General features: G+C 43.4%; 35 protein-coding genes and 7 pseudogenes. 19 read left to right on the top strand and 23 right to left on the bottom strand.

Annotated elements, in window-relative coordinates; translation table 11 throughout:
• Nucleotides 1-50 precede the first annotated feature (50 nt).
• Together JCM16161_RS07970 and JCM16161_RS07965 are read right to left on the bottom strand one after the other, a co-directional pair.
• Entirely contained in the window at nt 51-527 is a 477-nt protein-coding gene (locus JCM16161_RS07970; protein WP_054855522.1) for a hypothetical protein, read from the bottom strand.
• On the bottom strand, nt 493-798 hold the full coding sequence (locus tag JCM16161_RS07965; protein ID WP_054855521.1) for a hypothetical protein: 306 nt from the start codon (nt 796-798) through the stop codon (nt 493-495). Before JCM16161_RS07965 ends, JCM16161_RS07970 begins: the two co-directional genes overlap by 35 nt.
• A gap of 135 nt (nt 799-933) precedes the next feature.
• On the opposite strand from JCM16161_RS07965, the gene JCM16161_RS07960 reads away from it, so the two are divergent.
• Complete coding sequence (locus JCM16161_RS07960) at nt 934-2,349, top strand: DNA double-strand break repair nuclease NurA (protein ID WP_054855520.1); 1,416 nt, start codon at nt 934-936, stop codon at nt 2,347-2,349.
• A gap of 25 nt (nt 2,350-2,374) precedes the next feature.
• On the opposite strand, the gene JCM16161_RS07955 is transcribed toward JCM16161_RS07960, so the two are convergent.
• Nucleotides 2,375-2,812: a hypothetical protein gene (locus JCM16161_RS07955; RefSeq protein ID WP_243670831.1), complete on the bottom strand. Its 438-nt coding sequence runs from the start codon at nt 2,810-2,812 to the stop codon at nt 2,375-2,377.
• 72 nt (nt 2,813-2,884) lie between these two features.
• A pseudogene (locus JCM16161_RS07950) lies at nt 2,885-4,145 on the bottom strand (molybdopterin molybdotransferase MoeA).
• 84 nt (nt 4,146-4,229) lie between these two features.
• Between JCM16161_RS07950 and JCM16161_RS07945 the strand changes: the two are divergent.
• A pseudogene (locus JCM16161_RS07945) lies at nt 4,230-4,692 on the top strand (hypothetical protein).
• 31 nt (nt 4,693-4,723) lie between these two features.
• On the opposite strand, the gene JCM16161_RS07940 reads toward JCM16161_RS07945, so the two are convergent.
• The 3 genes from JCM16161_RS07940 to ilvA all read right to left on the bottom strand — a co-directional run bounded on the left by JCM16161_RS07940 (nt 4,724) and on the right by ilvA (nt 7,169).
• On the bottom strand, nt 4,724-5,437 hold the full coding sequence (locus JCM16161_RS07940) for a hypothetical protein (RefSeq protein ID WP_054855518.1): 714 nt from the start codon (nt 5,435-5,437) through the stop codon (nt 4,724-4,726).
• Between the two features lie 77 nt (nt 5,438-5,514).
• Nucleotides 5,515-5,898, bottom strand: coding sequence for a RidA family protein (locus tag JCM16161_RS07935; RefSeq protein ID WP_054855517.1), 384 nt, complete (start codon nt 5,896-5,898; stop codon nt 5,515-5,517).
• A gap of 32 nt (nt 5,899-5,930) precedes the next feature.
• Nucleotides 5,931-7,169, bottom strand: coding sequence for a threonine ammonia-lyase (gene ilvA / locus JCM16161_RS07930; RefSeq protein WP_054855516.1), 1,239 nt, complete (start codon nt 7,167-7,169; stop codon nt 5,931-5,933).
• A gap of 105 nt (nt 7,170-7,274) precedes the next feature.
• On the opposite strand from ilvA, the gene JCM16161_RS17005 reads away from it, so the two are divergent.
• The 4 genes and pseudogenes from JCM16161_RS17005 (at nt 7,275) to JCM16161_RS16995 (ending at nt 9,464) form a co-directional block, all read left to right on the top strand.
• Nucleotides 7,275-7,703: an AIR synthase related protein gene (locus JCM16161_RS17005; protein WP_243670823.1), complete on the top strand. Its 429-nt coding sequence runs from the start codon at nt 7,275-7,277 to the stop codon at nt 7,701-7,703.
• Nucleotides 7,704-7,720: 17 nt separating this feature from the next.
• Nucleotides 7,721-8,248, top strand: coding sequence for an AIR synthase-related protein (locus JCM16161_RS17000; protein WP_243670815.1), 528 nt, complete (start codon nt 7,721-7,723; stop codon nt 8,246-8,248).
• Nucleotides 8,249-8,299: 51 nt separating this feature from the next.
• Nucleotides 8,300-9,213, top strand: a pseudogene (locus JCM16161_RS07920) (LUD domain-containing protein).
• A complete protein-coding gene (locus JCM16161_RS16995) occupies nt 9,186-9,464 on the top strand; it encodes a 4Fe-4S dicluster domain-containing protein (RefSeq protein ID WP_243670914.1) in 279 nt (92 codons plus the stop codon). Before JCM16161_RS07920 ends, JCM16161_RS16995 begins: the two are co-directional and overlap by 28 nt.
• A 20-nt stretch (nt 9,465-9,484) precedes the next feature.
• On the opposite strand, the pseudogene JCM16161_RS07915 reads toward JCM16161_RS16995, so the two are convergent.
• Nucleotides 9,485-11,037, bottom strand: a pseudogene (locus tag JCM16161_RS07915) (NADH-quinone oxidoreductase subunit L).
• 449 nt (nt 11,038-11,486) lie between these two features.
• Nucleotides 11,487-12,866 carry a complex I subunit 5 family protein gene (locus JCM16161_RS07910; RefSeq protein WP_243670807.1) on the bottom strand — a complete coding sequence of 460 codons (1,380 nt, stop codon included), beginning with the start codon at nt 12,864-12,866 and terminating at the stop codon, nt 11,487-11,489.
• Between the two features lie 299 nt (nt 12,867-13,165).
• Between JCM16161_RS07910 and JCM16161_RS07905 the strand changes: the two are divergent.
• From JCM16161_RS07905 to JCM16161_RS07875, 11 genes and pseudogenes are all read left to right on the top strand, one after another.
• Nucleotides 13,166-13,722, top strand: a pseudogene (locus tag JCM16161_RS07905) (pyrimidine dimer DNA glycosylase).
• A 182-nt stretch (nt 13,723-13,904) separates the two neighbouring features.
• Nucleotides 13,905-14,447: a DUF1726 domain-containing protein gene (locus tag JCM16161_RS16990; RefSeq protein WP_243670804.1), complete on the top strand. Its 543-nt coding sequence runs from the start codon at nt 13,905-13,907 to the stop codon at nt 14,445-14,447.
• Between the two features lie 2 nt (nt 14,448-14,449).
• Nucleotides 14,450-15,550, top strand: coding sequence for a GNAT family N-acetyltransferase (locus JCM16161_RS16985; RefSeq protein WP_243670796.1), 1,101 nt, complete (start codon nt 14,450-14,452; stop codon nt 15,548-15,550).
• An 8-nt stretch (nt 15,551-15,558) separates the two neighbouring features.
• On the top strand, nt 15,559-15,789 hold the full coding sequence (locus tag JCM16161_RS16980; RefSeq protein ID WP_243670730.1) for a GNAT family N-acetyltransferase: 231 nt from the start codon (nt 15,559-15,561) through the stop codon (nt 15,787-15,789).
• A gap of 2 nt (nt 15,790-15,791) precedes the next feature.
• On the top strand, nt 15,792-15,953 hold the full coding sequence (locus JCM16161_RS16975; protein ID WP_243670724.1) for a hypothetical protein: 162 nt from the start codon (nt 15,792-15,794) through the stop codon (nt 15,951-15,953).
• Nucleotides 15,943-16,248, top strand: coding sequence for a hypothetical protein (locus JCM16161_RS16970; RefSeq protein ID WP_243670722.1), 306 nt, complete (start codon nt 15,943-15,945; stop codon nt 16,246-16,248). The genes JCM16161_RS16975 and JCM16161_RS16970 overlap by 11 nt, the downstream gene beginning before the upstream one ends.
• 31 nt (nt 16,249-16,279) lie before the next feature.
• On the top strand, nt 16,280-16,507 hold the full coding sequence (locus JCM16161_RS07895; RefSeq protein ID WP_054855515.1) for a hypothetical protein: 228 nt from the start codon (nt 16,280-16,282) through the stop codon (nt 16,505-16,507).
• A 76-nt stretch (nt 16,508-16,583) separates the two neighbouring features.
• On the top strand, nt 16,584-16,979 hold the full coding sequence (locus JCM16161_RS07890) for a hypothetical protein (protein ID WP_054855514.1): 396 nt from the start codon (nt 16,584-16,586) through the stop codon (nt 16,977-16,979).
• Nucleotides 16,976-17,341: a hypothetical protein gene (locus JCM16161_RS07885; RefSeq protein WP_243670721.1), complete on the top strand. Its 366-nt coding sequence runs from the start codon at nt 16,976-16,978 to the stop codon at nt 17,339-17,341. The genes JCM16161_RS07890 and JCM16161_RS07885 overlap by 4 nt, the downstream gene beginning before the upstream one ends.
• Nucleotides 17,342-17,343: 2 nt before the next feature.
• On the top strand, nt 17,344-17,985 hold the full coding sequence (locus JCM16161_RS07880; protein WP_243670715.1) for a hypothetical protein: 642 nt from the start codon (nt 17,344-17,346) through the stop codon (nt 17,983-17,985).
• A complete protein-coding gene (locus JCM16161_RS07875) occupies nt 17,982-18,401 on the top strand; it encodes a hypothetical protein (RefSeq protein ID WP_054855512.1) in 420 nt (139 codons plus the stop codon). Before JCM16161_RS07880 ends, JCM16161_RS07875 begins: the two co-directional genes overlap by 4 nt.
• On the opposite strand, the gene JCM16161_RS07870 is transcribed toward JCM16161_RS07875, so the two are convergent.
• From JCM16161_RS07870 to JCM16161_RS16955, 7 genes and pseudogenes are all read right to left on the bottom strand, one after another.
• Nucleotides 18,385-18,591 carry a hypothetical protein gene (locus JCM16161_RS07870; RefSeq protein ID WP_054855511.1) on the bottom strand — a complete coding sequence of 69 codons (207 nt, stop codon included), beginning with the start codon at nt 18,589-18,591 and terminating at the stop codon, nt 18,385-18,387. The two genes, JCM16161_RS07875 and JCM16161_RS07870, sit on opposite strands and share 17 nt — an antisense overlap.
• The gene (locus tag JCM16161_RS07865) at nt 18,588-18,884 is read right to left on the bottom strand and encodes a hypothetical protein (RefSeq protein WP_054855510.1); all 297 of its coding nucleotides are present in this window, start codon (nt 18,882-18,884) and stop codon (nt 18,588-18,590) included. Before JCM16161_RS07865 ends, JCM16161_RS07870 begins: the two co-directional genes overlap by 4 nt.
• Before the next feature lie 25 nt (nt 18,885-18,909).
• Nucleotides 18,910-19,233 (bottom strand): hypothetical protein, encoded by a 324-nt coding sequence (locus JCM16161_RS07860; RefSeq protein ID WP_243670709.1) that lies wholly within the window; start codon nt 19,231-19,233, stop codon nt 18,910-18,912.
• Between the two features lie 2 nt (nt 19,234-19,235).
• Entirely contained in the window at nt 19,236-19,442 is a 207-nt protein-coding gene (locus tag JCM16161_RS07855) for a hypothetical protein (protein ID WP_054855508.1), read from the bottom strand.
• A gap of 135 nt (nt 19,443-19,577) precedes the next feature.
• On the bottom strand, nt 19,578-19,994 hold the full coding sequence (locus tag JCM16161_RS16965) for a hypothetical protein (RefSeq protein ID WP_243670704.1): 417 nt from the start codon (nt 19,992-19,994) through the stop codon (nt 19,578-19,580).
• Between the two features lie 8 nt (nt 19,995-20,002).
• A pseudogene (locus JCM16161_RS16960) lies at nt 20,003-20,730 on the bottom strand (type II/IV secretion system ATPase subunit).
• Nucleotides 20,730-21,110 carry a hypothetical protein gene (locus JCM16161_RS16955; protein ID WP_243670697.1) on the bottom strand — a complete coding sequence of 127 codons (381 nt, stop codon included), beginning with the start codon at nt 21,108-21,110 and terminating at the stop codon, nt 20,730-20,732. The pseudogene JCM16161_RS16960 and the gene JCM16161_RS16955 overlap by 1 nt, the downstream one beginning before the upstream one ends.
• A gap of 107 nt (nt 21,111-21,217) precedes the next feature.
• Between JCM16161_RS16955 and JCM16161_RS16950 the strand changes: the two genes are divergently transcribed.
• Nucleotides 21,218-22,081: a hypothetical protein gene (locus JCM16161_RS16950; protein WP_243670695.1), complete on the top strand. Its 864-nt coding sequence runs from the start codon at nt 21,218-21,220 to the stop codon at nt 22,079-22,081.
• Nucleotides 22,078-22,578: a hypothetical protein gene (locus tag JCM16161_RS16945; protein ID WP_243670686.1), complete on the top strand. Its 501-nt coding sequence runs from the start codon at nt 22,078-22,080 to the stop codon at nt 22,576-22,578. The genes JCM16161_RS16950 and JCM16161_RS16945 overlap by 4 nt, the downstream gene beginning before the upstream one ends.
• A gap of 30 nt (nt 22,579-22,608) precedes the next feature.
• On the opposite strand, the gene JCM16161_RS16940 is transcribed toward JCM16161_RS16945, so the two are convergent.
• From JCM16161_RS16940 to JCM16161_RS07815, 7 genes and pseudogenes are all read right to left on the bottom strand, one after another.
• Nucleotides 22,609-22,887, bottom strand: a complete 279-nt coding sequence (locus JCM16161_RS16940; protein ID WP_243670684.1) for a DHH family phosphoesterase — start codon at nt 22,885-22,887, stop codon at nt 22,609-22,611.
• A 126-nt stretch (nt 22,888-23,013) separates the two neighbouring features.
• Nucleotides 23,014-23,565, bottom strand: a complete 552-nt coding sequence (locus tag JCM16161_RS16935; RefSeq protein WP_243670677.1) for a DHH family phosphoesterase — start codon at nt 23,563-23,565, stop codon at nt 23,014-23,016.
• The gene (locus tag JCM16161_RS07835; protein WP_054855507.1) at nt 23,525-23,869 is read right to left on the bottom strand and encodes a DUF3194 domain-containing protein; all 345 of its coding nucleotides are present in this window, start codon (nt 23,867-23,869) and stop codon (nt 23,525-23,527) included. Before JCM16161_RS07835 ends, JCM16161_RS16935 begins: the two co-directional genes overlap by 41 nt.
• A gap of 5 nt (nt 23,870-23,874) precedes the next feature.
• Nucleotides 23,875-24,250: pseudogene (locus tag JCM16161_RS07830) on the bottom strand (prefoldin subunit beta).
• A gap of 92 nt (nt 24,251-24,342) precedes the next feature.
• Nucleotides 24,343-24,585 (bottom strand): CTAG/PCC1 family protein, encoded by a 243-nt coding sequence (locus JCM16161_RS07825; protein WP_054855506.1) that lies wholly within the window; start codon nt 24,583-24,585, stop codon nt 24,343-24,345.
• Between the two features lie 42 nt (nt 24,586-24,627).
• Nucleotides 24,628-25,167: a ribosomal biogenesis protein gene (locus tag JCM16161_RS07820; protein ID WP_243670675.1), complete on the bottom strand. Its 540-nt coding sequence runs from the start codon at nt 25,165-25,167 to the stop codon at nt 24,628-24,630.
• Nucleotides 25,164-25,442, bottom strand: a complete 279-nt coding sequence (locus tag JCM16161_RS07815) for a 50S ribosomal protein L37ae (RefSeq protein ID WP_054855565.1) — start codon at nt 25,440-25,442, stop codon at nt 25,164-25,166. The genes JCM16161_RS07820 and JCM16161_RS07815 overlap by 4 nt, the downstream gene beginning before the upstream one ends.
• Nucleotides 25,443-25,460: the final 18 nt, after the last annotated feature.

Here is a 25,460-nt window from a genome sequence, read left to right as displayed (position 1 = left end):
CGATTAATAAACACCTATTTTTAAACTAATGGCGCCTCGCATTAAATTTTTCATCCTGTCTCATTAACGCCTAGAGACTTAAGTAATGCCGTGGCGTTACCACTAAGGTAAGTGCCGTCCTCAACATTAATGGCTTGCAATGACTGGGTTATATTTATTGGCGCTGAATACCCACTTATACTCAGTGTGGTGAACACGCTCAGCCTTATTAGGAGTGGTACGCCATCCTGCGTCATGCACACCTCACTCGTTACGTTTACGGGTACCGAACCAAGGCCTGCCTGTACGGCACTGGGCATCACGTTACCCAGCATTGTCGTGTTCCTCGATACGTAGCAGTAGGCGTTGTAACCAAGTATTTTCTGTTCACCAATTAATGTAAATGATGATGCATTAACTATGGGGAGTGCTAAGTATACTAAATTGAATGTTTGGTTGGTGGAGGAACAACCCGCGTATAGGGGCTCGGCTATGCATTGTATTATGGTGCCATTACTTAATTTGGTAGTTACTATGTATAGACTCATTTGTGGAGCGCTCGTTGTTGTGACGACTATGTACTATCCGTAAGCCCCTCTGACTATACGTGAAGAGGTAATCCTCAGTACTTACCTGCCCAGCTATGTTCGAGTAGATGTAATAATTATAATTGGCCGTATAAGTATTATTACTTGCATATGCGAATAACTCATTGAACGTAGGCCCCATTGGCTTATAAAACATACGCAATGCAAGAACTACGCCTATTATTGCCACGGCTATTACAACCACGGCAACTGCCACGTACTTTAAATTCATAATTAATTACCAGGTGCCCCGCACAGACCTTATTAATAAATATTTACCTACTGCATAGTGCTCTAAAACTAACGCTGAACCCAGCAGTACTTGGGTAAGCGAAAACTATTATAGCGTTGAGCCATTAATGGCTCAGTGGCTGACATATTCTATGATATTTATTATAGGCGATTAATGGAGCTGAGTAGTGACCATGGATTAAGGAAAGCCAATGCAATGCATGGTATATTAAGTAAGATAGTTGATGCAGGTGATGTTAAGGATCTCTGGAAACCACTCCTAACAACTAATAAGTCCAGCGATGTTAGGGTGACGGCGGTTGATGGAGGTGTTAGGGAGCTTGAGCTTAGGGATGGGAGTGCCATTGTTATTGCGAGGGCTATCGCGGTTAATAATATCGGTGAGCAACCAATAAGGGATGTCATTGTTAATTGGGTTCCCGTATTCACGCCAGCCATTAAATGGGTGTTACTGTCATATATAGAGAGTGAGGTTGCGTTGAGAGCAATGGAGAGTGGTAAATATGATTTCCTATTACTAGATGGTAGTTTGTACGCTAAGATTACTGCGTTAATACATGAGTTAATACTAACGAAGGGTTTCCTGGATCTTTACTACGTGCCCGAGGTCATAAGGACTTTGGAGAGCCTATACAATGTGCTTGATAGGGCCAGGGAGCTTAATGTTAATGTGGTTTTTGTGGCTAAGGACTCAAAGTTGAAGATCTTTAAGGACTACATATTGTTTAAGGCTCTTAAGGAGATAATACTCAGCGACGTGCCATTTATTAATGTCAGTAAGGAGTTGCTTGACATACTTAATAGGGGTATTGATTGGTATAGCATTGTCTGGATCAGGAATTATAGGAGTAAGTTAATAGAGTTGGCACGGAGTTACAATGGCGCTCATAGGGACTTGATAAGGATTGGCATTAGGACCGCCCTTAGTCAGTCAATATCTGATGTTATGCTTCTTGAGGAGTTAGCGAAGATGCAGGGTATCAGGGTCGGCGTGACTAGGAAGTTGTTAATTGGAGCCATGGATGCGTACCTAAACCATAAATCATTAATTCAATTGGACAACCTCCTGAGGTTCATCAGGGATAGAATTGAGGATAGTGAGGGATTGAGGGCTGTTGATGATTATGGGAACCTGGATATAAATGATGAATTGAATAGGGTCAGGAGGGTATTAATGAACTTCCCAAGAATAGTGATGATGTACGTTAAATTCCATGAAAGTGATACACCACTTACTGTGGAGATTCCGTACTATGACTGGCCAATGTTTAATCAGGGAGTTCCCTGGAAACTATTTTATGATAAGGTTGACATTAATGACCACATAAATTTACTAATGAATATGTATAGGGACCCAATACATTATAATAAGTTGCTTTGGCTTGCTCATGAGTATGCTGATTTTGGTGAGGATCAATTCCTTGAGTACGCCATGGCGGCTGTAAATAAATTGAGGGTTCAGACAAAGAGGAGGTTCGGCATGGCATTTAACATTGATTTAAATCCTCAGGCTGAGGACGTACAATACTAACCTCGTAATATCTCACTTACTTACTCTAGAAGTGTATGAGGTACCTAACAATGCCCTTATAACCGGCAAGCCTTACTATGTCCACTTCCACATAACTTACGTACTTAAACGCTATTATTTTAAGGAAGTTTTTAATGCCATTCACGTGAATATAGGCTGAGTATACGACGTTACCCTTACCCTCCATTGACGTGCCATCAACCTCATTATTAAGTAGGTCTGGTAGCTCAAGTTCGCTGTACTGCCACGGCTCTGTATCCAGCCTTATCGCGTATAATTTCTCGATAGTCTTTCTCCCAAGCTTTAACTCATTTATCTTATTTATGATTACCTTATCATCGACATTGAGGGGTAATGTTAGGTATGTTATTTCCTCATTAACAAAGAACTTGTGCGGTGGCACCTTAAATGAGTTAATCTCTACCCCATCAACCGTCTCCTTAACCTTAACTGACTGCCTCAAATATTCAGGAATAGAAGATGACATCGTCTCTAAGAGGAAGGACTAAATGGGTAGGTTAAAAAGTTATCTTTATTACGGACCTTCCATGAATAACGACCTTATTAACACGACCTCAACCTCATCACCCTCATCAAAACCCTCCCTATTCTCAGGCACTACGAGGATACCATTACCCCTAACTAAAGTACTGAGTATGCCACTACCCGTCAACGCCAATGGCTCAACATATACCTTACCATCCCTCCCTAGGTAAGCCCTAACCCTAACGAGGACCTGGTATTAACGGGCGTTGAAACCCTCCTAGTTAATACGCCCTTAACGACCGGCTTAGGATCATCAATAGCGCCCATCATGTGAAGCAATATGGGTCGTACTAACACGTCAAACCCCGTGGCCGCGGCCACGGGAAAGCCGCTAAGCATGAATACCGGCTTACCGCTAACCACAGCAATGCTATTAGGCCTTCCAGGCTGATTGAAAGACCATGATTTAAATACTCAGGGTTTAATCTCGACACGGCCCTTATAGTGTAATCAACCTTACCCACAGACACGCCGCCCGTCGTAATGACCGCGTCATAATCCTTAAGGGCGTCGCTTACGACCTTTGCTATCTCATCCTCATTATCACCCACGATACCTAAGTAATTGGGCTCACAACCAAGGGATTTAAGCAACCCCTCAATCACGAACCTGGAACTATTAATTACCTTACCGGGTGGTGGTCCACTAGTTGGTACATCCGTTACCTCTATAAGCTCATTGCCCGTACTTATTATCGCAACTCTCGGTGAGAATACCCTAACCCTATAAATACCCATTGATGCTAACACGCCTAAATCCCAAGGAAGTATCTTCATACCCTTCCTATACATTACCTCATTTGCCCTAACATCCTCCCCCTTCCTTGATACATTGCCCATGGGTGGTACGGGCCTTAGCACCTCAACGTAATCGCCGGACCTACGTGTATCTTCATACATAACCACGGCATCCGCATTAATGGGTAATGGCGCACCTGTGCTTATCTCGACAGCCTCACCTGGGTTTAGTGAGTACTTACCTGGCTCATCACCAACGGCCATAAAGCCAATAACCCTAAGCATTATTGGGTTCGTTGGTGATGCGCCAAATGTGTCCGCGCTCCTCACGGCATATCCATCAACGGCCGACCTGTTAAATCCAGGTACATCAAACCTTGCCGTTACATCCTCGGCAATGTACTTATTAAGTGCCTCACTTAAGTTTACCTCGATTACCCTGGGTACATGCCTGATGTACTTAATGGCCTCATTAAGTACCTGATCAATGGTCTTCGTCTCCTTAAACCCCATGCTAAAGCTCCAGTGCTGTTATGCCATTTAACTTTAATCAGATTATTAAAATGACTTAAAAATAAGGGTGATATAATTAATTATGTGAGTTCCACATATTTAAGAATGCCACCCAGGATTAAGGTCCTTGAGGCCCTTGGAGCACTCGCCGATGGTAGGGTTGAGGTAATTAATGATAAGGAGGCTGTGGTTAGGTCCTCAGATGGTACGAGGTGTATAAGGTCTATGTGGATGTATCTAGGAGGGAGGTTGATAGTACAGATAATGGAACAGTACATAGGGGTTATGTTGGTTATCCAATAATTTCATTCCTAATGGTTAAGAGGTTATTGCCAATTAATGAGGAGTTGATGAATTCTTTGAAGGGTATACCCTGGAGAAAATTAAATGAGGAGTACAAGAGCTATGCCAAGGTTATGGATGTGATAATTAAGGATAGAGGCTGAGTGAAGGTGAGGTGAATAAATACATTGACCAGGTCTTGTCAATGCTGAGGCGCATGAACCTGAAACGAGTCCAAAGGTACAACGAAGTTACTGAGGAGTGAAGTAATTCATTAGGCGTTCACCGTACTAGGGTTATAAACTAAATGGGCACCTATCATTAAACTCGCACACGGCGCACTTGCCAAACGATGGAACGGCCCTGGGTTCCCTACGCATTAACCAATAATCAAGGGCCCACCTAAGGTGCATTTCTATTGATCTATCAAACCCATTGATATATATTGTGAAGTCCCTGAACCTAACCTTGGCAGGTAATTCCACGGCATTCATTAAGTACTTAATTGCGGTGGAGAATATGTTCCTGCGCAGCCTCTCCGTAATGCCCACATCACGCTTTACCTTCACTACCATGACGAGAGGATCAATGCCCAGGCCCAGTTTGTTAATTAAGTACGCATATAACTGCGCCTGTACGTACTCACTATCAAATAATCTATCTAACCACCTATTACTTGTTTTCAATTCAATGACTGCCTTGGCAAAACCCTTTACGAATACCACGGCATCCGGTATACCGATTATATTAACTCCACCTATATTGGCAATTAATGGTAATGTTGCGATCACAACCTCGTTATTCCTAACGGCATTCACGAACTCCTCCTCATTAACCCTCCTTCCCCTGAATACCTCATCGTGTATTATTATTCCCATTTCCATGGCTGGCGTTTGAACCTTGCCCTCAATTATTGATAGATGCAATTTATACTCGCAGTATAGTTGCTGGGCTATTTCGGAGACCGTTACATAATCCCTATTAAACCTAATCACTAGGTTACTTGCCAAGCAACGCCAGTTAATTACCAAGCCATTAATAAGAATAGCGTATAAATCATGATAATTGTGATTTAATCTAAATCCACCTAATCCTTAATGGCTATAACAGATATCTCCACCAGGGCGCCACCGGGTAAGTTGCTTACCTCAACGGTGATGCGTGCAGGTGGATTCTCCTTAAAGTACCTTGAATAAACCTCATTAAACTCCGAGAACCTACTTAGGTCTTTAAGTGCCACGAAAACCCAGGCCACGTCACCCAGTGAGTATCCAGCGGTCTCTAGAATGGCCTTAATATTCTCGAGAACCCTCTCGGTCTGCTCCTTAACACCACCCTTAACTAATTGCCCTGTAGATGGATCAATGGGTATTTGACCGCTAACAAATAATGTATTACCGACCTTCACAGCCTGTGAGTAAGGACCTATTGGTTTGGGCGCCCTCTCCGTGAATACTACTGTCCTGGGCATTATTAGGGAATAGAGCTACGTACTTTAAAGCATTACGGCTTCTCAATACTGAAATTGAAGCCAAGCTCCCTAAGTCTCTTAATCACCTTATTCGCGGCATCCTCCTCAGGAGGCAATTCCACAATGAATGATACTTCAGCATAACCTGGCGTTATTGTTGGGTCAAACCTCTCATGAAAAACATCGAGTATGTTAACCCCCAGCTCGCCTAATGCCGATGTCACCTTACCAAGCATTCCAGGCCTATCCGGCAATAAGCCACTTATCTTCACAATCCTACCCTCTAAGGCCAGGGCCTTGCTTATTACCCTAAATAACATATTCATATCTATATTACCACCACTAACCACAGCCACAACATTACCACTAACCTTAACCTTACCACTCATTAATGCAGCAACTGCAACCGCGCCTGCGCCTTCGGCGATTACCTTAACGCTTTCCGCTATTATTAATATGGCCTTGGAAATTTCAAGATCATTAACCAACACTATATCATCAAGTAACTCACTCATTAGTTTAAACGTTAAATCACCAATCTTCTTAACGGCTATACCATCAGCTATCGTGTCCACCTTCTCTATCGTAACTATCCTGCCACTCTTTAGGCTTAAGTACGCTCCTGGAGCGCCATCCGATTGAACACCAATGACCTTCGCCTTAGGGTTCACCGTCTTTATTACAGAGGCTATTCCTGATATTAGTCCACCACCACCGACAGGTACTATTACGTAGTCAACATCCTTAAGATCCTCGAGTATCTCAAAGCCTATCGTACCCTGTCCAGCTATCACGTCGGGGTCATTGTACGCATGGACGTAATACGCACCTAAATCCCTAGCCAACTTAGTTGCGTATTCCTCAGCCTCACTGTAGGATTCACCGTGAAGGATAACATCAGCTCCATACCTCTTGGTCCTGGCTATCTTAATCCATGGCGTGTACTGGGGCATGACCACCGTCGCCTTAATACCAACGAGACTCGCCGAGTATGCGACACCTTGTGCGTGGTTTCCCGCGGATGCCGTAATCACGTGCTTAACACCGAGCTTATTAACGATATTGCTAATTGCAAAATAGGCGCCCCTAACCTTAAATGATCCTGTTTTTTGGAGAGCCTCCAACTTCAACCAGATATTTGCACCAGCTATATTACTTAAGGTCTCAGACCTTATTAATGGTGTTCTATGTATGAGACCCTTAGCCTGGGCCTCCTTAATAACCTTAAGAGCCTCAAGGGATCTTTCATATATTTCACGTGGTGTCACCATACCTAGTTAATACGTTGGTTATCTATATTAACCTTACCTTAACCTGAACACTTAAATGACCTTAAATGCGAGCCTTAAGTAATGGTTAAACTTAGTAATGAATTTTTGAGGAGGGTTATTTTTACGAACTTGGGTGTCAAGGACGATGACGTAATTATTGGGCCTAGGGTTGGTGAGGATGCGGCGATAGTTAGGGTTGGTGATAAGTACTTGGCGGTGCATACAGACCCGATAACGGGCGCTGTTGAGGGCATTGGTTGGTTGGCGATAAATATCGTGGCAAACGACATAGCGGTTAGGGGTATTAAGCCGAGGTGGTTTCTCCTGACCCTATTACTGCCGCGCGATGTTGGTGAAGACGGTATTAGGACGATAATGACCGACGTTAATAAAGCACTCACCGAGTTGGGCGGTTCACTGATTGGTGGTCATACTGAGTATACGCCAGGCCTTGATAGGGTTATTGCGTCAACCACGGCCATAGGCATTGGGAATCATTACGTAACCACGTCGGGCGCAGGCCAGGCGATTTAGTACTCGTGACTAAATACGTGGCCTTGGAGGGAACGGCAGTATTAGCCAGTGATTTTGAAGATGAGCTAATGAGTAGGGGTGTTTCTAGGGAGGTTATTGATAGATCGAGAGGTTTGTTAAGGGAGATTAGCGTTGTTAGGGAGGCACTCGAGCTTGCCGATGTTGTGACCTCGATGCACGACCCAACGGAGGGCGGTTTACTTCAGGGATTACTTGAGGTTGCTGAAGCTAGCAATGTGCGATTGAGAATTAACGTGGATAAGATACCGATATTGCCAGAGACAAGCCAGATATTCAACGTGCTGGGCATTGATCCGCTTAAATCCCTGAGCTCTGGCATGTTGATAGCCACTGTTCCGAGGGAGAAGGCGCAGGTTGCTATAAGTAGATTGGATAGGTTAGGCATTAATTATTCGGTGATTGGTGAGACTATAAATGGCGAGCCAGGTATTGACCTACTCAGTAATGGGAGGGTGTTGGGAGAGGTTCATGGGTTTATTGAGGATGACGTTATGAGACTGTGGCATTTAAAGTACGGTAAGTAATGCATGCTGTTAGATTTCACATTTAAATATATGATAACCAGCGATAATTATATGGAGTCCCTGGCACCACCGAATTGGGACGTAGCCATAGGTAGGGCTAAGGCATCAAACATACCATCGGTTTTCGACATACTAAAAAGGCATCCATACCTGTTGGACCTAGCTAAGGAGCTTAGGAAGGCTAAGGAGGAGGTAATTAGGAACTTTGATTACTACATAGACTTAACAAAGAAATCTGTTGAGAGGATAGGCGGTAGGTTTTACCTGGCCGAGACACCTGATGAGGCTAAGGAAATAGTGGGCAGAATAGTTGGTAATGGTAAGGTCATTGTTATGAGTAAGAATAACGTGGCCTCAGAGACGGGGCTTAGACCGTACCTGGAAAAGCTGGGTAATGAGGTTTGGGAGACGGACCTAGGCGAATTCCTGGTGCAAATAGCCAATGAGGAGCCGAGCCACATACTGGCGCCTGCCCTGCACATGACCAAGGAGAGGATTGCCCAGGTAATGAAGGAGAGACTTGGGATAGACGTCCCACCAGACCCGGTGGCCATTGCGCAGAGGCTAGGGAGTTCCTCAGGGAGAAGTTCCTTAAGGCCAATGTGGGTATTACGGGCGCAAACGCTATTGCGGCTGATACGGGCGCTGTACTGCTTGTTGAGAATGAGGGTAACATAAGGATGACGAGTGTGTTACCCCCCGTGCATATAGTCTATGATGGCATTGAGAAGATAGTACCGACTCTATACCATGCGATGATCGAGACCCTCGTACAGGCTGCATACGCCGGGCTTTACCCACCAACCTATGTAAACCTAACCGCTGGGCCGAGTAGCACGGCTGATGTTGAGATGTACAGAGTCTCACCTGCCAGGGACCTAAGGAGTTCCACATGGTCCTTGTGGATAATGGGAGGAGAAAGGCCGCAAAGGATCCAGTGCTTTGGGAAATACTGCTCTGCATAAGGTGTGGCAGGTGCAGTATGCACTGCCCAACCTACTGGGCAATAGGGCCGAGGTTTGGTAAGCCGCCTTATACGGGACCAATGGGTATACCATGGACAGCGGTGACCAGAGGCATAATGGAGGCTGGCCCCGCCGCAATGCTTTGCACGCATTCTGGTAATTGTAGGGAGGTGTGTCCAATGGGCATTGACTTACCTAAATTGATACTATATGTTAAGAATGAATATCTAAAACAAATAATGAAGAAGTAATCATTTAAGGTTCTTTAACCTTAAAGTAATGCAATTATTATTAATATTATCAGTATCGCCACGGCCAACGTAACCAGAATCATCTCAAGGTAAGTCCTTAAGTAGCCTCTCTGCATCGTTCTTATGTACCTCGATAGTGCAGTCGTTGCATCCGGTATAATGAAGTTGAAGAATATATCAATGCCCCTGTAGATGTAAAATGCGGCCAACGTTAGTATGGAGCCTAAGCCTGCCAAAACCACATCCATAAAGGCTTGTATATAATACCTCCTCTCGAAAATCCTCGTTATTAATCCTAAGTTACCAACCCTAGGCTTCATCAGTGCAACTACGAAAATTACCCATAAAACAATGCCTATGGCAATAACCACGGGATCTACACCTGCCTCAATAAATACGTAGGGAGTTAATACGAAGGGTATTGCTAGGGCAGCTAATGCTGTGGTGCCCGTAATTGTATAGGCAGCCACCATTAATGGATACTTACCATGCTCCTCATGAATGTGCGGCGCCTCACCCTTAATGAAGTTTAGGGATGTGAACCTCGCCAGGAAGGCAACATAGGCCAGGCTAGCCAATAGCATTAGTACGTATGCGCCGTAACCAACCACTGATATAGTCTCCATAGCCACCTCATCCATTGCTGCATGAATCCAGTAACCAGCTAATGGCGGCACGCCGCCAAGGGATATAGCTGCGGCTAATGTTGCGTAGAAGGCCAATTTCATCCTTCTACCCAACTCTAGATTGCCCATGTTGAACCTCGTGTGCGTTACATGTATCAAGTGCCCACTTACCAGGAATAACGTAGCCTTTGATAGGGCATGGACTATTAAGTATGAGAACGCGACTAATACCGCCAACGGCACGATATACTCACCCACATGAATCACCTGAGGTATGAATGGCGTTAATGCGGTCACACCCATCATAAAGCCAGTGAGGACATTGTCGATCCTGCTAAGATAACCTTCCTCTCATCAATCATTATCGCGAACAGCGCCCCTAACAATGCCGTTAATAGCCCTATGTACACGGTTATTAAATAAACTATTTCAACACCTGCACTCGTTAACGCACTAGCCATGTACAATGACTCTGTCAATCTCATAAATATGTAGACACCAGCTGCAACCATAGTTGCTGAGTGTAGTAATGCTGAGACTGAGGTAGGGCCTGTCATTGCGGTGAGTAACCAGTCATTAAACGGAACCTGCGCGCTCTTGGTGTATGGGCCAAGCATGAATGCCAGTAATAATGCAACAGTACCGCCAATACCGAGTGTTGAAATCACATGAGACCAGTTTATGGCTGAAACACCACTTACTGGAGTTAGTATTAGGGAGCCACCTAATATGCCTATTGCGGCTATTGCACCGAGCATTGGCATGTCACCAAACCTTATAGTGGCTATAGCTCTATATGCTGCATAAGATGGCGTTGTCCAAGCCGGTTTATCAAGAATTAACTTCTCACCAAATCTACCAACATAGGATAGCTCATCATCATCCTTGTACCAATGCCCTATTAATGCCCATGAACTAAAACCAAGTCCTTCCCATCCAATGAACATGAACAATAAGTCATTAGCATATACCGTGAGTAACATAGATGCGGCAAAGAGATTATAGAAGAACCAGAACCAACCAAGCCTGTAATCATTGGCTAGGTAATCAAGGCTGTAAATGCCGATTATGAAGGCTAACCAAGCCGTTAGTAGGCCCATGTTTCGACTGAGGAAATTAACTACGAATGACACATATATGGTAATACCACCACCTGAGGTTGGTAAGGCCATCCATGGTATATTATAAGCTATAATTTTCCACGGGAATACGACCTCTATGTACGTAGCTATTATTGCAGAGATTCCAAGGCCAGTAACTGCTAAGTAGGCCAGCGGTCTAGCCCTCCTTGGGTCTTGGTTAAATAACCAATAGATAGCTATGGGTGCAGCAAGTATTATAGGCGATAATAGCATTAATCCCATTAGTTCACCAAGTAAGGTTTCGAACATGTTCATCACCTCATTATCATACTAATACTCATTAATATTGAATGCACGATATACGTTGACGCTGGTGGGAATAAAAGTATTATTGCAGCTAGTCCAAGTACGTATAATGGTATCACGAGCTTAGGATCAACATTAACCCTATGATAATTACCCCTAGGTTGTCCATAAAATACCTGCTTCAGAGTCCAAAATCCGTAGTATCCCGTTAATACGAATATTGTGGCTAAACCAACGGCTAAACCAATAAATACCCACAGTGGGTATGATGGTAATATGACATTCACTAAGCCAAGAAATAGGTAGAATTCGGCGAGCATCGATAGAGTTAGTACTCCAGAGAGGGCCATCCAACCAAGCACTGCGGCCGCGCCGACTGATGGCATGTATGTTTGTAACCCACCCATCTTCCTTATATCAAACTCCTCATAGTAAACAATTATTGAGGCAGCGGTCATGAAGAGGACTGTTTTGCCGAATAAGTGTGATATATAATGCATTGTTAATCCAAGTATTCCGTAAGAACCCAATGCCAGTCCTATTAGTAGGTATGTGGAGTTTGCCGCCGTTGAATACGCCAGTAACCACTTATAATGATATTGATGCCTAATTACGCCAAGGCTTATTATGATGCCACCAACTATGGCGTAAATAAGTATTGGTAATCTAAACTCATTAATGAAGTACGGAGAAATTATGTAGATCCTTGCTAATACGTAAGCCATTAAACCAACGAGACCCGATATCAGGGCTGCAACTGGTGTTGGGTGGGAACCGTGGACCCAGGGTATCCACACGTGAGGACCGAAGCTTGGTAACTTAATTAGTAACCCAATGAACATCAGCGCCCATGCTACGAGTGATATGTTCTTTATCGTGGCGAGGTCCATGGTATTATTCTCCAAAGCTACCAGGACCGCGCCTATTAAGAATAATGTGCTCGCTAGCATTCCATATACGAAGTACAGAAGTGCTATCCAGCGCCTTGATTTGCCCTGGGTATCATAGCCATAGTAATAGATTAGTATGACTGGCGTTATTAATGATACTTCAAGGGCTATATATATTAATAGTAGGTTGTATGAGTATATTAGTAATTCCATGCTCGCAGCACATAATGTGAAGAGTAGGTAATATACGTCGAATTGTTCAGGTAGTTCCAGAACATGAAATCTATGCTTCATGTATGGATAAGAGGCAATCTCTAGTGCAACCCCCACAAGCGCTATTGCTAAGCCAAAGGCGTTGCTAAGGCCGTCACTTATTAAATATATCATGCCTATTGGTCTCGGTAGGGAACCAAGGGGTATTAAGTAAGTTTTACTGAGCGCTAGTAGGTATGATGCATATACGAAAAGTGGTGCAAAAGAAACCGAGGTGATTATCATGGCTGCTTTACTAAATTTTTTTACCTATTGCCCCAGCTATTACTGAGGCTATGAAGGGTAAGGCTAATGACGCTATTAATACGGGGTCGCTATGTATTGGGATCATGCTTCATCACCTTGGTTCGATTCACCATTATTTAATGGGTCCTTTAATGCATTTTTTTACGTAGTATCTATGTAATTGGATACTATTCATAAGCATACGTGCCTTAGGGAGAGACCGTATTTTTAAGTACTACCTTCTTCATTAATTATTACCTTAAGGGCTAAAAATAGGGTATTCAGTAATTACGTAATCAATGCAGGTATTTAGACCGTACATAGACCATGGGAGGTCGGCTAGGTTTCTTGATGATTTAAGGCTTGGTAAGCAGAGGTTGAGACTAAGCAGGTGATACTCGCAATATTTAGGAAGCTAGGTATTCTTAGGGATGGCAGGACTGGTTGGCTCAACCACCCAATAGTCCTCATGTACTTCAATAATGGGCGCCCATACCTAGAGGATCTCGTTAAGTACTTCTACTCAGTTATCGATGAGTGGGAGCGTAGGGGCTTCGTGAATAACATATCGTTGAGTGATGTTGAGGCATTGATTAGGCATGTCGATTATGAGGTGGGGACGCCGGTGACCGAGATTATGGCTAGGGAGTACCGTAGGGTATTACTACTTAAGGATCCCTGTTACTACGTAAATAAGCTAAGCGCTGATGAGTTACTCGAGTTGTTGAATACGGAGCCCGTGTACTTTAAGGGTATTAATACGTGGATTAGGGATGTCTATGACTCGTATGTTGAATTCATGAGCATGCTTAGGAAGGGTCAGGTGCCCTGCAAGTCAATATTCCCGAGGAGGTGAGTCATCCTTCTCGCCCGTCACTCATCACTACTCAGAACCAACGCGCCTAATCATCAATGATTACTACCCGCATATGTTTATAAGCCCTAATTCGCGTTGTAGGGTTGTACAGAGGATATGGGCTGGACCGAGCTGCTGCAGGGCCTGGTTAAGGAGGCTTATCCTCAAACCATAGGAGGCTCGTGGTCCTCGTAGGTACTGATGAGGAAAAACTCGCCAAGTATGCCGCCGAGGTCCTCAGGGTATTTTCATCAATTGTTAAGGAGCCGCATGGACTATACATGTATCAACCCGAGTATCCCGATGCACAGAGAAGGATGGGCAAATTTAAGGAATTTATTGAGGGGGTTTCCGCAAGTATTGATTATAGGCCGTATAAGGATACGGATAAGCTCCTCGGCACCACTGTAGATTTCGCGATCCTGGACTTAATGAATGACCTAAAGCCAAATGATGTTGGTAGGCTGGGGGGTATTGTTAGGGGTGGCGGTATTTACATATTCATGGTACCGCCGTTGGATGAGTGGGTTAGGCAATTAACGAAGTTTCAGCAAAGCCTATTGGTTCCCCAGTACAGGCCTGAGGATGTTAGGCATTTCCTGAAGATTAGGTTTTGGAATAAGTTAATGGGTATGGGTAAGGCGTTAATAATTAATGTTAATAATGATGAATTAATCAAGGAACCGGTCATCGGCGACTCACAGCCTGGAAGCCAAGGGAGATAGTAATGCCTGAGAGGATTAGGTTCTCAAAGGCAATATACCAACTGGCCAAGACCCAGGACCAGGTTGAGGCTCTCAGGGCTATGGAGATACTGCTGGAGAGACCTCCGAAGGGTAAGAAGGTAAATGTCGTGTTGATCGCAGATAGGGGTAGGGGTAAGTCGGCAATCATTGGCTTGGCATTGGCGGCTCTTGCTCATAGGCTTAGGAAGGCTAAGGGTAGGGCCAGGTTCGCGGTCACGGCAATGAACCCAAGCAACGTATCCACACTAATGGAGTTCGTGATAAAGGGTCTCAAGGCATTGAACTACGACGTAGACGTGAGCTACTGGGGTGGTGATGTCGTTTCGGTTAAGGTCGGCATCTCCATCTTCATAGATTACGTGAGGCCCTATGACATGCTCAGTGAGGAGGGTAGGGATATCGTGGTTGTTGATGAGGCTGCAATGATACCGCTTCCCGTGCTTTATGGAATACACGAGAGGTTTAGTAGGGTTGTATACGCATCGACAATACACGGTTATGAGGGCGCAGGTAGGGGTTTTAGTCTTAGGTTCCTTAAGTATTTGCGTGAGGATAAGAACACGAAGGTTGTTGAGTACGAACTCAAGGAACCAATTAGGTACGCGCCAAATGACCCGGTGGAGCAGTGGTTGTTTGATACTTTATTACTTGATGCTGAGCCCGCGAAGATAACCGATGAGGATTATGAGTTAATAAGTAAGCACGAATTCGAATACCTAATACCCAATCTCAGGGAGTTTTTCCTGGAAAGTGAGGATAAGCTTAGGCAATTCTTTGGCATTTACGTCCAGGCTCACTATAGGAACGAACCTGATGACCTCGGCATGATGATGGATGCGCCGCACCACTTCGTAAGGGCTTTAACACTTAGTAATGGGAAGATCGTAGTCTCGGTGGAGTTGGCTGAGGAGGGTGGCATAAGCGATGATTTGATTGACATGGTTGTGAGGGGGCTGAAATTGCCCGGAAATATAATACCGGATAGGTTGATTAAGTATTGGGGTCTCACGGACTTCGCGAAATTAAGGGGCTGGAGAATCATAAGGATTGCCACACACCCTGAGCTTCAGGATAGGGCTTAGGCACCGAGATGCTTAGGAGGATTGAGGAGGAGGCCAGGGAAAAGGGCATTGACTGGGTTGGTGTTGGCTTTGGCGTTAACGCCAAATTATTGAATTTCTGGATTAAGAATGGCTACATGCCTGTCCACATAAGCCCTGAGAGGAATCCAATAAGTGGTGAGTATAGTGTATTGCTTGTTAAGCCAATAAGTGATAGGCTAAAGACGCCGCCATCTACGCAAATAGGGAGTTCAGGCTGAGGTTGCTTAATTCACTGCAGGGGCCGTTTCATGACATGGAACCTGACGTCGTTAGGATGTTACTTACTGACTGGGGTCAAGCCCTTGACCCTGAGTATAATCCCAGGCTCACGGAAGCCCAGACCCGGCGTTTAATAGCTATTCATGGGTCCGATGACCTATGAGAACACGGCAGATGCAATAACAGAGCTAGTGAAGACTTATTACCTAAGGAGAGGCATTGATAATATTGCCCTACCCCAGTTCTATGAGGAGGCGCTGATTTGTAAGGTGTTGCAGGCGAGGCCATGGAGGGAGGCGGCTAAGGTCCTTAATATTAGGAAGTCAACACTTATGCTAATGCTTAGAGAGGTAGTTAAAGTCCTCATTCAATACTATGTAAAGTATGTCGAAATACCAGAATTCATGATCAGCGTTACGAAATCGCAAAAAAAGAAGCAAGTAGTTCTAGAAGGTTAACTTTAAAATTAGTTAATGGTCCATTGGCTGCATGGCTAAGAATGGCAGGAAGAGAATTGTGATAGAGGTTGATGAGCAGCAATATGAAGAATTAAAGAAGCTTAAGCAAATATATCATTCAAAGAGTTGGGCCGATCTGCTGATTAAGTGTCTTGATAATTCATTAATAATAGCGGAAATAATGGCCATACACAATGACATTAGGGACTTAAATAAAGCCGTAAGTGAGATCTCTAGGTTAATTAGGGAGAAGACCTAGTATATTTGCCTGCGTGGGGATGCGCCATCAATTTCACAAGTAAAGAATAAATATAGCTTAATTAATGAGAATCTGAATGTTAGTGCTATTATTCAATACTGTTGAGGATGCATTAACTAAATTGAACATAATTAAAGAACAATTATTAAACCTAAGGGAACGCTATGGTATAATTAGGGAGAAACTGAAAATAAATGCCGACATAGAGGAGAAACTTGCGAAACTTGGTTTTCAACCATCCCACCAGGTAATAACGGTACAGGCTATACCACACGCACTGAATATACACATTACACCCCACTCAATGTGGCTGTTAAGTAAGTTAAATGCAATAGATGGTAATATCAACTACGTAGTTGGCGAAATTGATAAGGTAAGTAAGTATTTAAGTGGGATTAAGGATAGAAATGCGTCCGTAATGATTATGATAGATTACACAAGTAAGAAGACGAAGTTGGTGATAATGCCATGAGCGCCAGTCTTGACGTAAGCATTGACCTGAGGGAATTATACAGGAGGGTACTCGAGAATAAAAGGAGGGTCACTGAATACGTTAAGAATTTATACGAAATTTATGGTAAAATTAGTAACGAGAGTAATCTACCTGATAGGAGCGAGAGGGTGGTCATTGATATACCTAATTCAATATCGATAATTCTATATAAAGAACCGTCAAAGGAAGCTTATAGGGAATTGTTTTTAAGGGCTATTCATTTTCTCAAGTTAGAATACGCAATTTACGAAGTCCTTGAAACTAGGTTGGGTAAGCTTAAGGATCACGGGTTTAAGGCCATGGTTAGGTACTTCAGCGATGTACCATCTAGTGGTGATTGACCTTGATAGTACTAAGAAGTGATAGGTTAAGGGATATAGCCCTGGATCTTGGTAATAAGCTTAACGAGATAATGCAGATCATAAATGAGATATACGCGTATAATCCTGATAATGAGACCATAAATAAACTAATTAGGGAATTAAGGAGTAAGTCACAGACCACGTATGTTAGGGGTAATTCAAGCACAACAACGAAGGTTGATGATGTTGAGGTAATATACGTATTAACGGCTAATGGCTATAAGGAGGTGATTAGGGATGCCATTAATTATTACACAAACGTACTCATGTCCATTAAGCAGGTCATGGAATTTGCCGAGAAGCTCGGCATAGATGATGATTATATAGTCATGATTGATGATACATCGACAGACGTTGTAATAGGTTATTCATTACCTGACATGTCGGATACATCACTATTATACTTACCCAGCATTAGGGAGACGACTGAGGTACCAAGTATTTTAAGTGGCATTGTTGGTTTGACGGCCGATGAGTTGGCGAAGATTATGAAGATGATTGACGACGCAATTTCGGCAATCAATAATAATTCGAGGAGTTTTGAAACAACGATTAAATTAAGCGATATAAATTATCCGGAGCAGTTTAGGAAGATTGAGGAGGCGGTTGGTGGTTTACCATGATTATTGAAATTAAGAGATTTAAATCACTGAATGAATTAATCCAGGCGTTAAAGGGTGAGTTAAGCAATTCATATAGATTCATGTACATGCTTAAGCAGAATTGGAATGAGGTACTTGGTTCCGAAAACAATACTGCATTAGCAAGTGAGATTTCGGAGAACATTAGGTTTATTGATGGTTCCTCAGAGGTATTCTCCCTAAGGATTATTTATAAACCAGGTACTAATACGAAAAGTAATGTTATTAATGACGTTGCAGGTTATGTGCAGAGGAGGTCAGCAATCATAAAGTCAGTAATTGACAGGTTAGAGATGCTTAATGTTGATAAGAATCGCCCAATAATTGCTTTGCTCGTTGATTCAATACCCGCAATGATTATTATGCAGAATGAGGAGGTACCTAATCACCCTTATTAACTGTTATGAATTTCCTGGGTATTCCATCCACATAGAGAACGAGTATTCGTGAGTTAACCATGTACTGAGAAATCTCACTATCATGAATTAATCTCTCAAATATTTTGTTAAATTCATCAACATAACTGCTCATTAATTGCGCAGTGGTCATTAGTTCACTGGCTAGTTCCTCGGGTCTAACGTAGGTCACCAACCTCTCCTCACTGCCTTTAGCCCTCGATCTCCTCTGCTTCTTAAAGGTTGATTCCTCCTAAGGGATAAGCCAAGCGTTAATGCCCTACTTTCATACTGTTTAATCCTCGATAGGAATAATGCCTCTTTATTGATGGCTTCGGTACTCTCTTTAATATCCATAAATCTCCTGGAAATACTTATTATGGCGTCTGTCCATCCATCATAATACTCAACCCAGCTACCCAATGCCTCGTTAGTTGATATGCCAAGTCTCAATGCACTGATTGATTCATTAATGAGCTTATCCAAATCCTCAGGCTGAACAGGCTTCTTCTCAATCTTCTGCTTGCTTACGGTTTTTTTGTCTCTTAACCCTCCTTTTGTTTTGCCCTAACCCAAGTAATGAACGTACATCAACATTCATGTACTTACTCATTAATATGGATAATCCATAGCCTATGGCTAAACCCACTACCGGGAGTATTATGTATTTAATGCTAAGGTATTGATTAATTACTAGGTTTGGTAATATGTAGGGTATCAACATTAGTATTACGTAAATGCCAAGTAGAGGCAGTATTACCGTCAGGGGAGGCCTAATTAGGCCTAGTATTATCATTCCAATCATTATTATTATCACTAATATAGGTATCAGCACTATCATGAACACTCACCCAGGGCTAGAGGCTGTGATAATAGCACTCGGCTTGGTATTCCATTATTGAATTCTAGCAATACAATACCCGTGAAATTATTATCATTAAATTCATCTTTTAACTCCTCAAGTAGTAAATTGATGTATTCAATCCTTTTATCAAGTTCATTAATTACTCCCTTCATTATTTCCGACATTCTATCTCTCCTCATATTAACATTACCATTGTTCCTATCTCGATTATGTCCACGAGGGAATCCCTTTTTACCTCCTCATCCAGTATCTTCTTAGCTATTAGTAGTTTATTCAATTCTTCATTTAAATACCTAACCAAGGAGTTGAGATCTTTAAACCTGAGTAATACTTTCAACTTCACTCACCTTTCCAAAGACCTGATTAAGTATCTTATCTGGGTTTGTATAGTACGTCTGTACGTATGTTGAGACATCCTCGAAGTTGAATATTCCGTTCTCCACCATCCAACTAACAATCTTTGCCCTCGTATCTATCTCCCTAAGGATCTCATCAACGTCCTTACCCGTCATATCACTAATCTGCCTAACCAAAATACTCTTCTCAACATATGAGTCATGGGTATCAGTCCTTGGATTCCACCTGAATACTGTGTTGAACCTAATCTTATCGCCATCCATGTAAACCTCACCAACCTCAGTAACCCTCCTCGTCAACCTACCACCAATCTTAACCCTCTTAATCATTACGAAGATGTTCATGGCAGGTATGTAGGCTGGCGGAATATTCATTGGCGGACTCATGAGCTATTAACGGCGGCCTCAAAGGACTCCGCGTGCATTGTCGATATACCGCTATGGCCTGTATTCACCGCCTGAAACAGGACGTAAGCCTCCTCACCCCTAATCTCGCCAACAATAAGGTAGTCGGGCTCATCCTAAGCGTCGCCTTGACCAGGTCAAATAGTGTAATCTCATTTATCTTCTCAGCCCCGTAGCTCTGCCTAGTGACGAGTCTAACCCAGTTCTTATGCGGTAGGTTTATCTCTGGGACCTCCTCAACGGTTATTATCTTCATGTGAGGCCTAATGAATGTTGCCATGGCATTGAGGAAGCTCGTCTTACCAGCACCGGTAACGCCAAGTACTAGGAATGACCTACCATTATCCAACATAACCCAGAAATAGCCAGCGATCTCAGCGCTAATGTTGCCGAACCTAACCAGCTCCGTGAATGTTAATGGGTTCTTCCTAAACTTCCTTATCGTGAATGTAGAACCCCCTGGTGAAACCTCCCTCCTGTATGTGACGGCTATCCTGGAACCATCAGGTAACTGGGCATCAACTATCGGTGTTGCTACTGATACGTGCCTACCTGACATATGTATCAGCTTAACGACTAAGTCATCAAGGGCTTGATCAGTCATTGGGACAATATTCGTGGGTATGGACTCATACCTCCTATGAAATACGTAAATGGGTCTGCCAACGCCGTCACATGATATATCCTCAATATTCTCATCCCTCATTAGGGCATCAATGGCCCATAACCGAGTAGGTCCCTCTCCATGTAGTATAGGAATTTGGCAAATGATGATGGAGTCACGTTCCTAAAGAGCCTTCTATACCTACCAACAATCTTCTTCAGTTCATTAAGTAGGTAATTCTTCACATCACCCATTTTCATCAGTTCCTCAGGTGGTGGTAGTTCAAGCATGACAATCCTCACCAACTCCTTATACACCTGTTGCTCGGTGGGGTCAAGCGTTATTTCCTCGAGATAATACATTATGTCTCCAGTCTTCTCATCCTGAACTATTGAAGCATACGCGAATGGCTCATATAATGGGTACCTCTCCAACTCCTTGAGTTGACCAACCGGTTTTACTAACTGAAAGTCTAAACTCATTCAATTTATTAAGGAACAAACCCCCTAAAATACTTTCTGCTTCATAATTTCAGTAACTCTTAATGATTAGAAACTTATATATAATTGTAGCGCAATATTAAATGGTGATGATGACTAATAAGTGGATAATATTTGCGATATACCTAGTGATAATATTAATATTAGTCTCATTTATTACTTACGCAGGTACTATTTATGGCCCAGCACCTACACCCGTAGTTTACAGGACATACGTAATAACTATGAACCTGACAGACTCAAGACCAACAGCACAGTTCCTAAGTAGCATAATTAATGAGTACCCATTAACATACCGTGAAGATTCACTAATCACCAATACAACGCCTGTTTGGGTCGCCACAGCCAATAGGGAATTTACACTATACATAGTCAATGCATCAGAAACCACCATACAGCAGGAAGTAATGCTTAACTCAACGGCACTGACCAACGATACTGGCGGTATTACATGGACCCTAAAAGTCCCGTTATACCTAATATATCCGCAGCCTGTATACGCCAATTGGTACGTGATAATAACCGAGGACGTAAATGGCGCTGAATACGTGGTCTTCGCCTTCGAAACAGGCAATGAAAGCCTTACGCAAGTACTAAATGGTCTAAGTACGGTGGGCGGTTACCTAATAGCCCTTAATGGTGAGCCGTATCACCTATGGAATTATTACTATGGTTATAACCCAGTCACTGGAGGTATTGGTGAGTACTACGAGGTTGGTTTGCCCGGTCTAAGCCTCTTCACCATGTGGGTTGGGCAGGGCATTAATGCAAGTTCATGGCCTAGCTCGGGCTTCCAGGAGGTGCTTCAGGTCCTTAGCTACTCATTTAATGAGTACGTTAATTCATCATTAATCACTCACTTAACCCTTAGTCCTAATGCGACCATTGGTGAGACCACGAATTACGGCTATACGGTATATCAAAGACCGAGGCTTGTGCCTTTGGGCCCGTGATATACGTATCGCCAATACTCCTGCTTCCCAATGGCACGATAATAAACCCAACCTGTTTACCAGGTACTTATTACCTGCTCCAGGTTAATTACGTGACGCAGAGCGGTTATTCAATACCAGTTTATGAAACCGAGAATTACCCAATGGGACTATACCTACTCAATGGTTCATTATTATTTGGAGGTTATTTACAGGCTTACGACTTCTTTAATAAATCAGTAATTCCGATAACCCCCACGCAATACTTATTACCTACGTATCAATCACAGGTGAGTGAGGTTTCATGGTGCATGTTGCAGGTATTTAATGGTGATGCCACCAGGGCGGGCCAGGTGATTAATGCCCAAGCAACAGGTAATGTAAATACCGGAGTTAGTGTTACTGCGGTAAGCGTTAATGAAGTAACCATTAATGCTGGCGTGCACTTAGTTCGAAGACCTGCCATGCACATGCCCCTAATTAGTAGGATCATTATGGAAATAAGATCGAGAGTGTAACCGGTCGGGTGTTAAGGCTGTAATTAAAAACTAATCAGTTATTCTTAATGCCTTAACACCAAGTCTCTCCTCAATATTACCCAAAGCCTTTATCAATATCGTTGTTGGGTCAATCTTCGCCTTAATGCTCAGGGCGGCGGCCATTGCATGACCACCACCCTCGCCATTGAAATATCGTGCTAAGTCATTAAAGACCTCGGCAAGTGAGACTCTCTCGGCAATCCTCTTACTACTCCTGCCGAATAGCCTTGTTTCCCCATCATGCTCTGAAACCACCAATGCAACATCACAACCTGACTTGATCAGCATGTCGGCAAGTGATGACTCATAGGCATTTACATTACTTAAGCATATTATGTAATCACCGGCTCTATAAGCCTCATCCTGAGCAGCCCTTAACCCTAGCCATTCTCTCGGAAAATGTTACCTCCTCGGTCATTGCATTGATAATATCCCTATAATCCCTACCCGCCAACCTAAGTAGCCAGGCCAATGCTCGAAGGTCTCGGGCCTAGCCCTACTCAACCTACCACTATCGCTCAGTATACCGCCAATGAGCAAGATGGCGGTCTCCACACTTGGCTCAAACCCAAACTCCCTAAATACCTGTGTAATTATCTCAGAACAGCTCGTAGCGCTTGGGTCCACGAGAGATACCGTAGGGATTATGTTACGTACTTCATGATGGTCAATAACCACCACGGGCTTATCACCAATTACGCTCCTAAACTCATTCAATTGAGCATACGTACTAACATCAACCAAAAATGCTAGATTCGCCTCATCGCAATTGTCTAATCCCTGGTAATTCATGCCGAGTTTATTAATGAAGGACTTAACCTCGCGGGAAGGACCCTCAGGGATTACGAGGAACGCGTTGTAACCAAGTTTATTAATTAATTCCTTGGTGGCGACTCCACATGCATATGCGTCCATGTCGGCATGTCTATGCGTTATTACGCAGGCTTTTTGCGTATTCCTCAGCAATTCTCTCAATTTCTCCAGTTGATAAGCCAATCAATTCACCTCTCCTGAACTTATCCATTAGGTAGTCAGCTATTTTAAACCCAAACTCGATGGCGCCATTAATGATCTCATCAAGCCCACTCAATAGTGGGCTTGTCATTGCATCAACGCTGATCTCGAGGGTGTAATTATTAATGTCCGTGAATCCCACGTTAATTACGATATCCTCAAGAAGCTTCTCAGGAAGCCTACGCATTAAGTACTTGTAAACCTCCTCAGCAACCACATTAACTATTTCATTAAGCACCTCATCACTACTACTCATTACCCCTAACCACCACCCTTCGCGACTCCGCCAGTGCCCTGGAGCTTAGCCAATGCCTCATTTATCTGTCCTTAGGTCCTCGATTTGCTTCATAAGCATACTCTCCTGCCTAGATAAAGTCTTTATGTGAAGCTCAAGGAGCTCCCTCCTATCCTTAAGCTCCTGAAGTGCCTGGTCCTTAGTTACCAGGACTAGGAACGAGCCGACGATCTTATAGACCTTGCTCTCCGCCGGGATCTTCTCAATCTCAGAAATAGCCCTCTCAACCTCCTTAAGCTCGCTCTCAAATTGCTGCTTCCTGACCCTAACACTATTTAATTGATCCTGCAGTGCCTGGAGTTTCTCCAGGTCTGACTGTAGTGATGGTGGTAATGAACTCATTAAGGCGCCATTGATCTAAGCCTTAATAAATATTAATCCGCATGTGGTTATAGGCAGTACTACATTAATAATCATGCGTGGAACCTGCAGTATTAGCCAAGCTCCTCAACCCTGAATATTAAGTACAATGACTTCATAACCCCACTAACTAGGCTCCTCAGGCTCGTTAAGTCCTTGGCACAAACCGTTATTACCACATCACCATTACGTACATCAATACTCACAAACCCTCTTCCAAACCTCATTTCCTTCTCAAGCGTCTTAAATGACTTAACTATCAATTCCTTATCTACATGCTCCAGGGAAAATACGGCTTTAAACTCGCACTCATTCAATTCGAATCACCCTAGGCCTCACGTATATGACATCACTGATCCTCATAAATGGGCCGTAGGGCCCAGGTCTCTACCATTCAGTACCTGTAGTTCGTAGGCATCCTTAACCCTGTGAATTAGGAAAATAACATCATACATGCCCCTAATGCTCTCAAAATCATAAACCCTCATGCTTGGTAATTCAAGTTGTTCGCTTAGTACGTCCATGAGCTCCACGTACTCTCCCAGGGACACTATAACACCATTACGTGCCCTTTGCTTGTTAGTGATGCTAACGGGCATGTCCATCAACAATTTAACACCAAATATCCTTATTAAGTACGGCATCACCTCAATAATTCCCTCCCTAACTCTTAAAAAGCGTATGAAGCCTGGGTTACCACCCCTAGAACCCACATAGAGTATCTTATTGGCCCCCAGGCTCAACGCCTTACCAGCAATCTCAACTATTGATGACTTACCCCTATTCACCTTAATCGCGTTCGGAATTACTAACTCCAACTCATTGAGGAATTGCCTCATCCTAATACTGGCATCTCTAGATGACGTTAGTACTACAAGGCCCATTATGAGGCTACTCATTTAGTAGCTTGCTTGGCCGCGGCCTCTGTCGCCAGTGTTTTACCCATTATTGTCTGTGGAACCCAGGCACCGCCAGCAAAGGTGTAACCGCACTTAGGGCATCTCCAAATACCGAAGGCTATCCTCTCCATTTTAACCAGCGACTTGCACCTTGGGCACCTATGCTTACCTCTCTGCTTAACCTCAATCTGCAGTACCTTCCTCCTAACACCCATTCCATACCTAGCGCCGTACCTCCCCGTGGGCCCTACAATCTTTGTATGGCTGAACGGCATTAAGGACCATAGCATTTA

The sequence above is a fragment of the Vulcanisaeta sp. JCM 16161 genome (genome assembly GCF_001316285.1).
The sequence above is the reverse complement of the archived record's forward strand: the minus strand, read 5'-3'. Positions and strand labels throughout refer to the sequence as shown.

What these genes read in the sequence shown, in the direction of transcription:
- JCM16161_RS16940 (WP_243670684.1), bottom strand. Translation starts at nt 22,887, where the DNA reads ATGCTGATCAAGTCAGGTTGTGATGTTGCATTGGTGGTTTCAGAGCAT.
- JCM16161_RS07875 (WP_054855512.1), top strand. Translation starts at nt 17,982, where the DNA reads ATGATTATTGAAATTAAGAGATTTAAATCACTGAATGAATTAATCCAG.
- JCM16161_RS07895 (WP_054855515.1), top strand. Translation starts at nt 16,280, where the DNA reads ATGGCTAAGAATGGCAGGAAGAGAATTGTGATAGAGGTTGATGAGCAG.
- JCM16161_RS07815 (WP_054855565.1), bottom strand. Translation starts at nt 25,442, where the DNA reads ATGCCGTTCAGCCATACAAAGATTGTAGGGCCCACGGGGAGGTACGGC.
- JCM16161_RS07910 (WP_243670807.1), bottom strand. Translation starts at nt 12,866, where the DNA reads ATGATAATCACCTCGGTTTCTTTTGCACCACTTTTCGTATATGCATCA.
- JCM16161_RS07855 (WP_054855508.1), bottom strand. Translation starts at nt 19,442, where the DNA reads ATGAGGAGAGATAGAATGTCGGAAATAATGAAGGGAGTAATTAATGAA.
- JCM16161_RS16955 (WP_243670697.1), bottom strand. Translation starts at nt 21,110, where the DNA reads ATGAGTTTAGACTTTCAGTTAGTAAAACCGGTTGGTCAACTCAAGGAG.
- ilvA (WP_054855516.1), bottom strand. Translation starts at nt 7,169, where the DNA reads ATGGTGACACCACGTGAAATATATGAAAGATCCCTTGAGGCTCTTAAG.
- JCM16161_RS07885 (WP_243670721.1), top strand. Translation starts at nt 16,976, where the DNA reads ATGAGCGCCAGTCTTGACGTAAGCATTGACCTGAGGGAATTATACAGG.
- JCM16161_RS07890 (WP_054855514.1), top strand. Translation starts at nt 16,584, where the DNA reads ATGTTAGTGCTATTATTCAATACTGTTGAGGATGCATTAACTAAATTG.
- JCM16161_RS07970 (WP_054855522.1), bottom strand. Translation starts at nt 527, where the DNA reads ATGAGTCTATACATAGTAACTACCAAATTAAGTAATGGCACCATAATA.
- JCM16161_RS16985 (WP_243670796.1), top strand. Translation starts at nt 14,450, where the DNA reads ATGCCTGAGAGGATTAGGTTCTCAAAGGCAATATACCAACTGGCCAAG.
- JCM16161_RS16950 (WP_243670695.1), top strand. Translation starts at nt 21,218, where the DNA reads ATGATGACTAATAAGTGGATAATATTTGCGATATACCTAGTGATAATA.
- JCM16161_RS16980 (WP_243670730.1), top strand. Translation starts at nt 15,559, where the DNA reads ATGCTTAGGAGGATTGAGGAGGAGGCCAGGGAAAAGGGCATTGACTGG.
- JCM16161_RS07835 (WP_054855507.1), bottom strand. Translation starts at nt 23,869, where the DNA reads ATGAGTAGTAGTGATGAGGTGCTTAATGAAATAGTTAATGTGGTTGCT.
- JCM16161_RS07965 (WP_054855521.1), bottom strand. Translation starts at nt 798, where the DNA reads ATGAATTTAAAGTACGTGGCAGTTGCCGTGGTTGTAATAGCCGTGGCA.
- JCM16161_RS07935 (WP_054855517.1), bottom strand. Translation starts at nt 5,898, where the DNA reads ATGCCCAGGACAGTAGTATTCACGGAGAGGGCGCCCAAACCAATAGGT.
- JCM16161_RS07820 (WP_243670675.1), bottom strand. Translation starts at nt 25,167, where the DNA reads ATGAGTAGCCTCATAATGGGCCTTGTAGTACTAACGTCATCTAGAGAT.
- JCM16161_RS16970 (WP_243670722.1), top strand. Translation starts at nt 15,943, where the DNA reads ATGACCTATGAGAACACGGCAGATGCAATAACAGAGCTAGTGAAGACT.
- JCM16161_RS16965 (WP_243670704.1), bottom strand. Translation starts at nt 19,994, where the DNA reads ATGAATATTCCGCCAGCCTACATACCTGCCATGAACATCTTCGTAATG.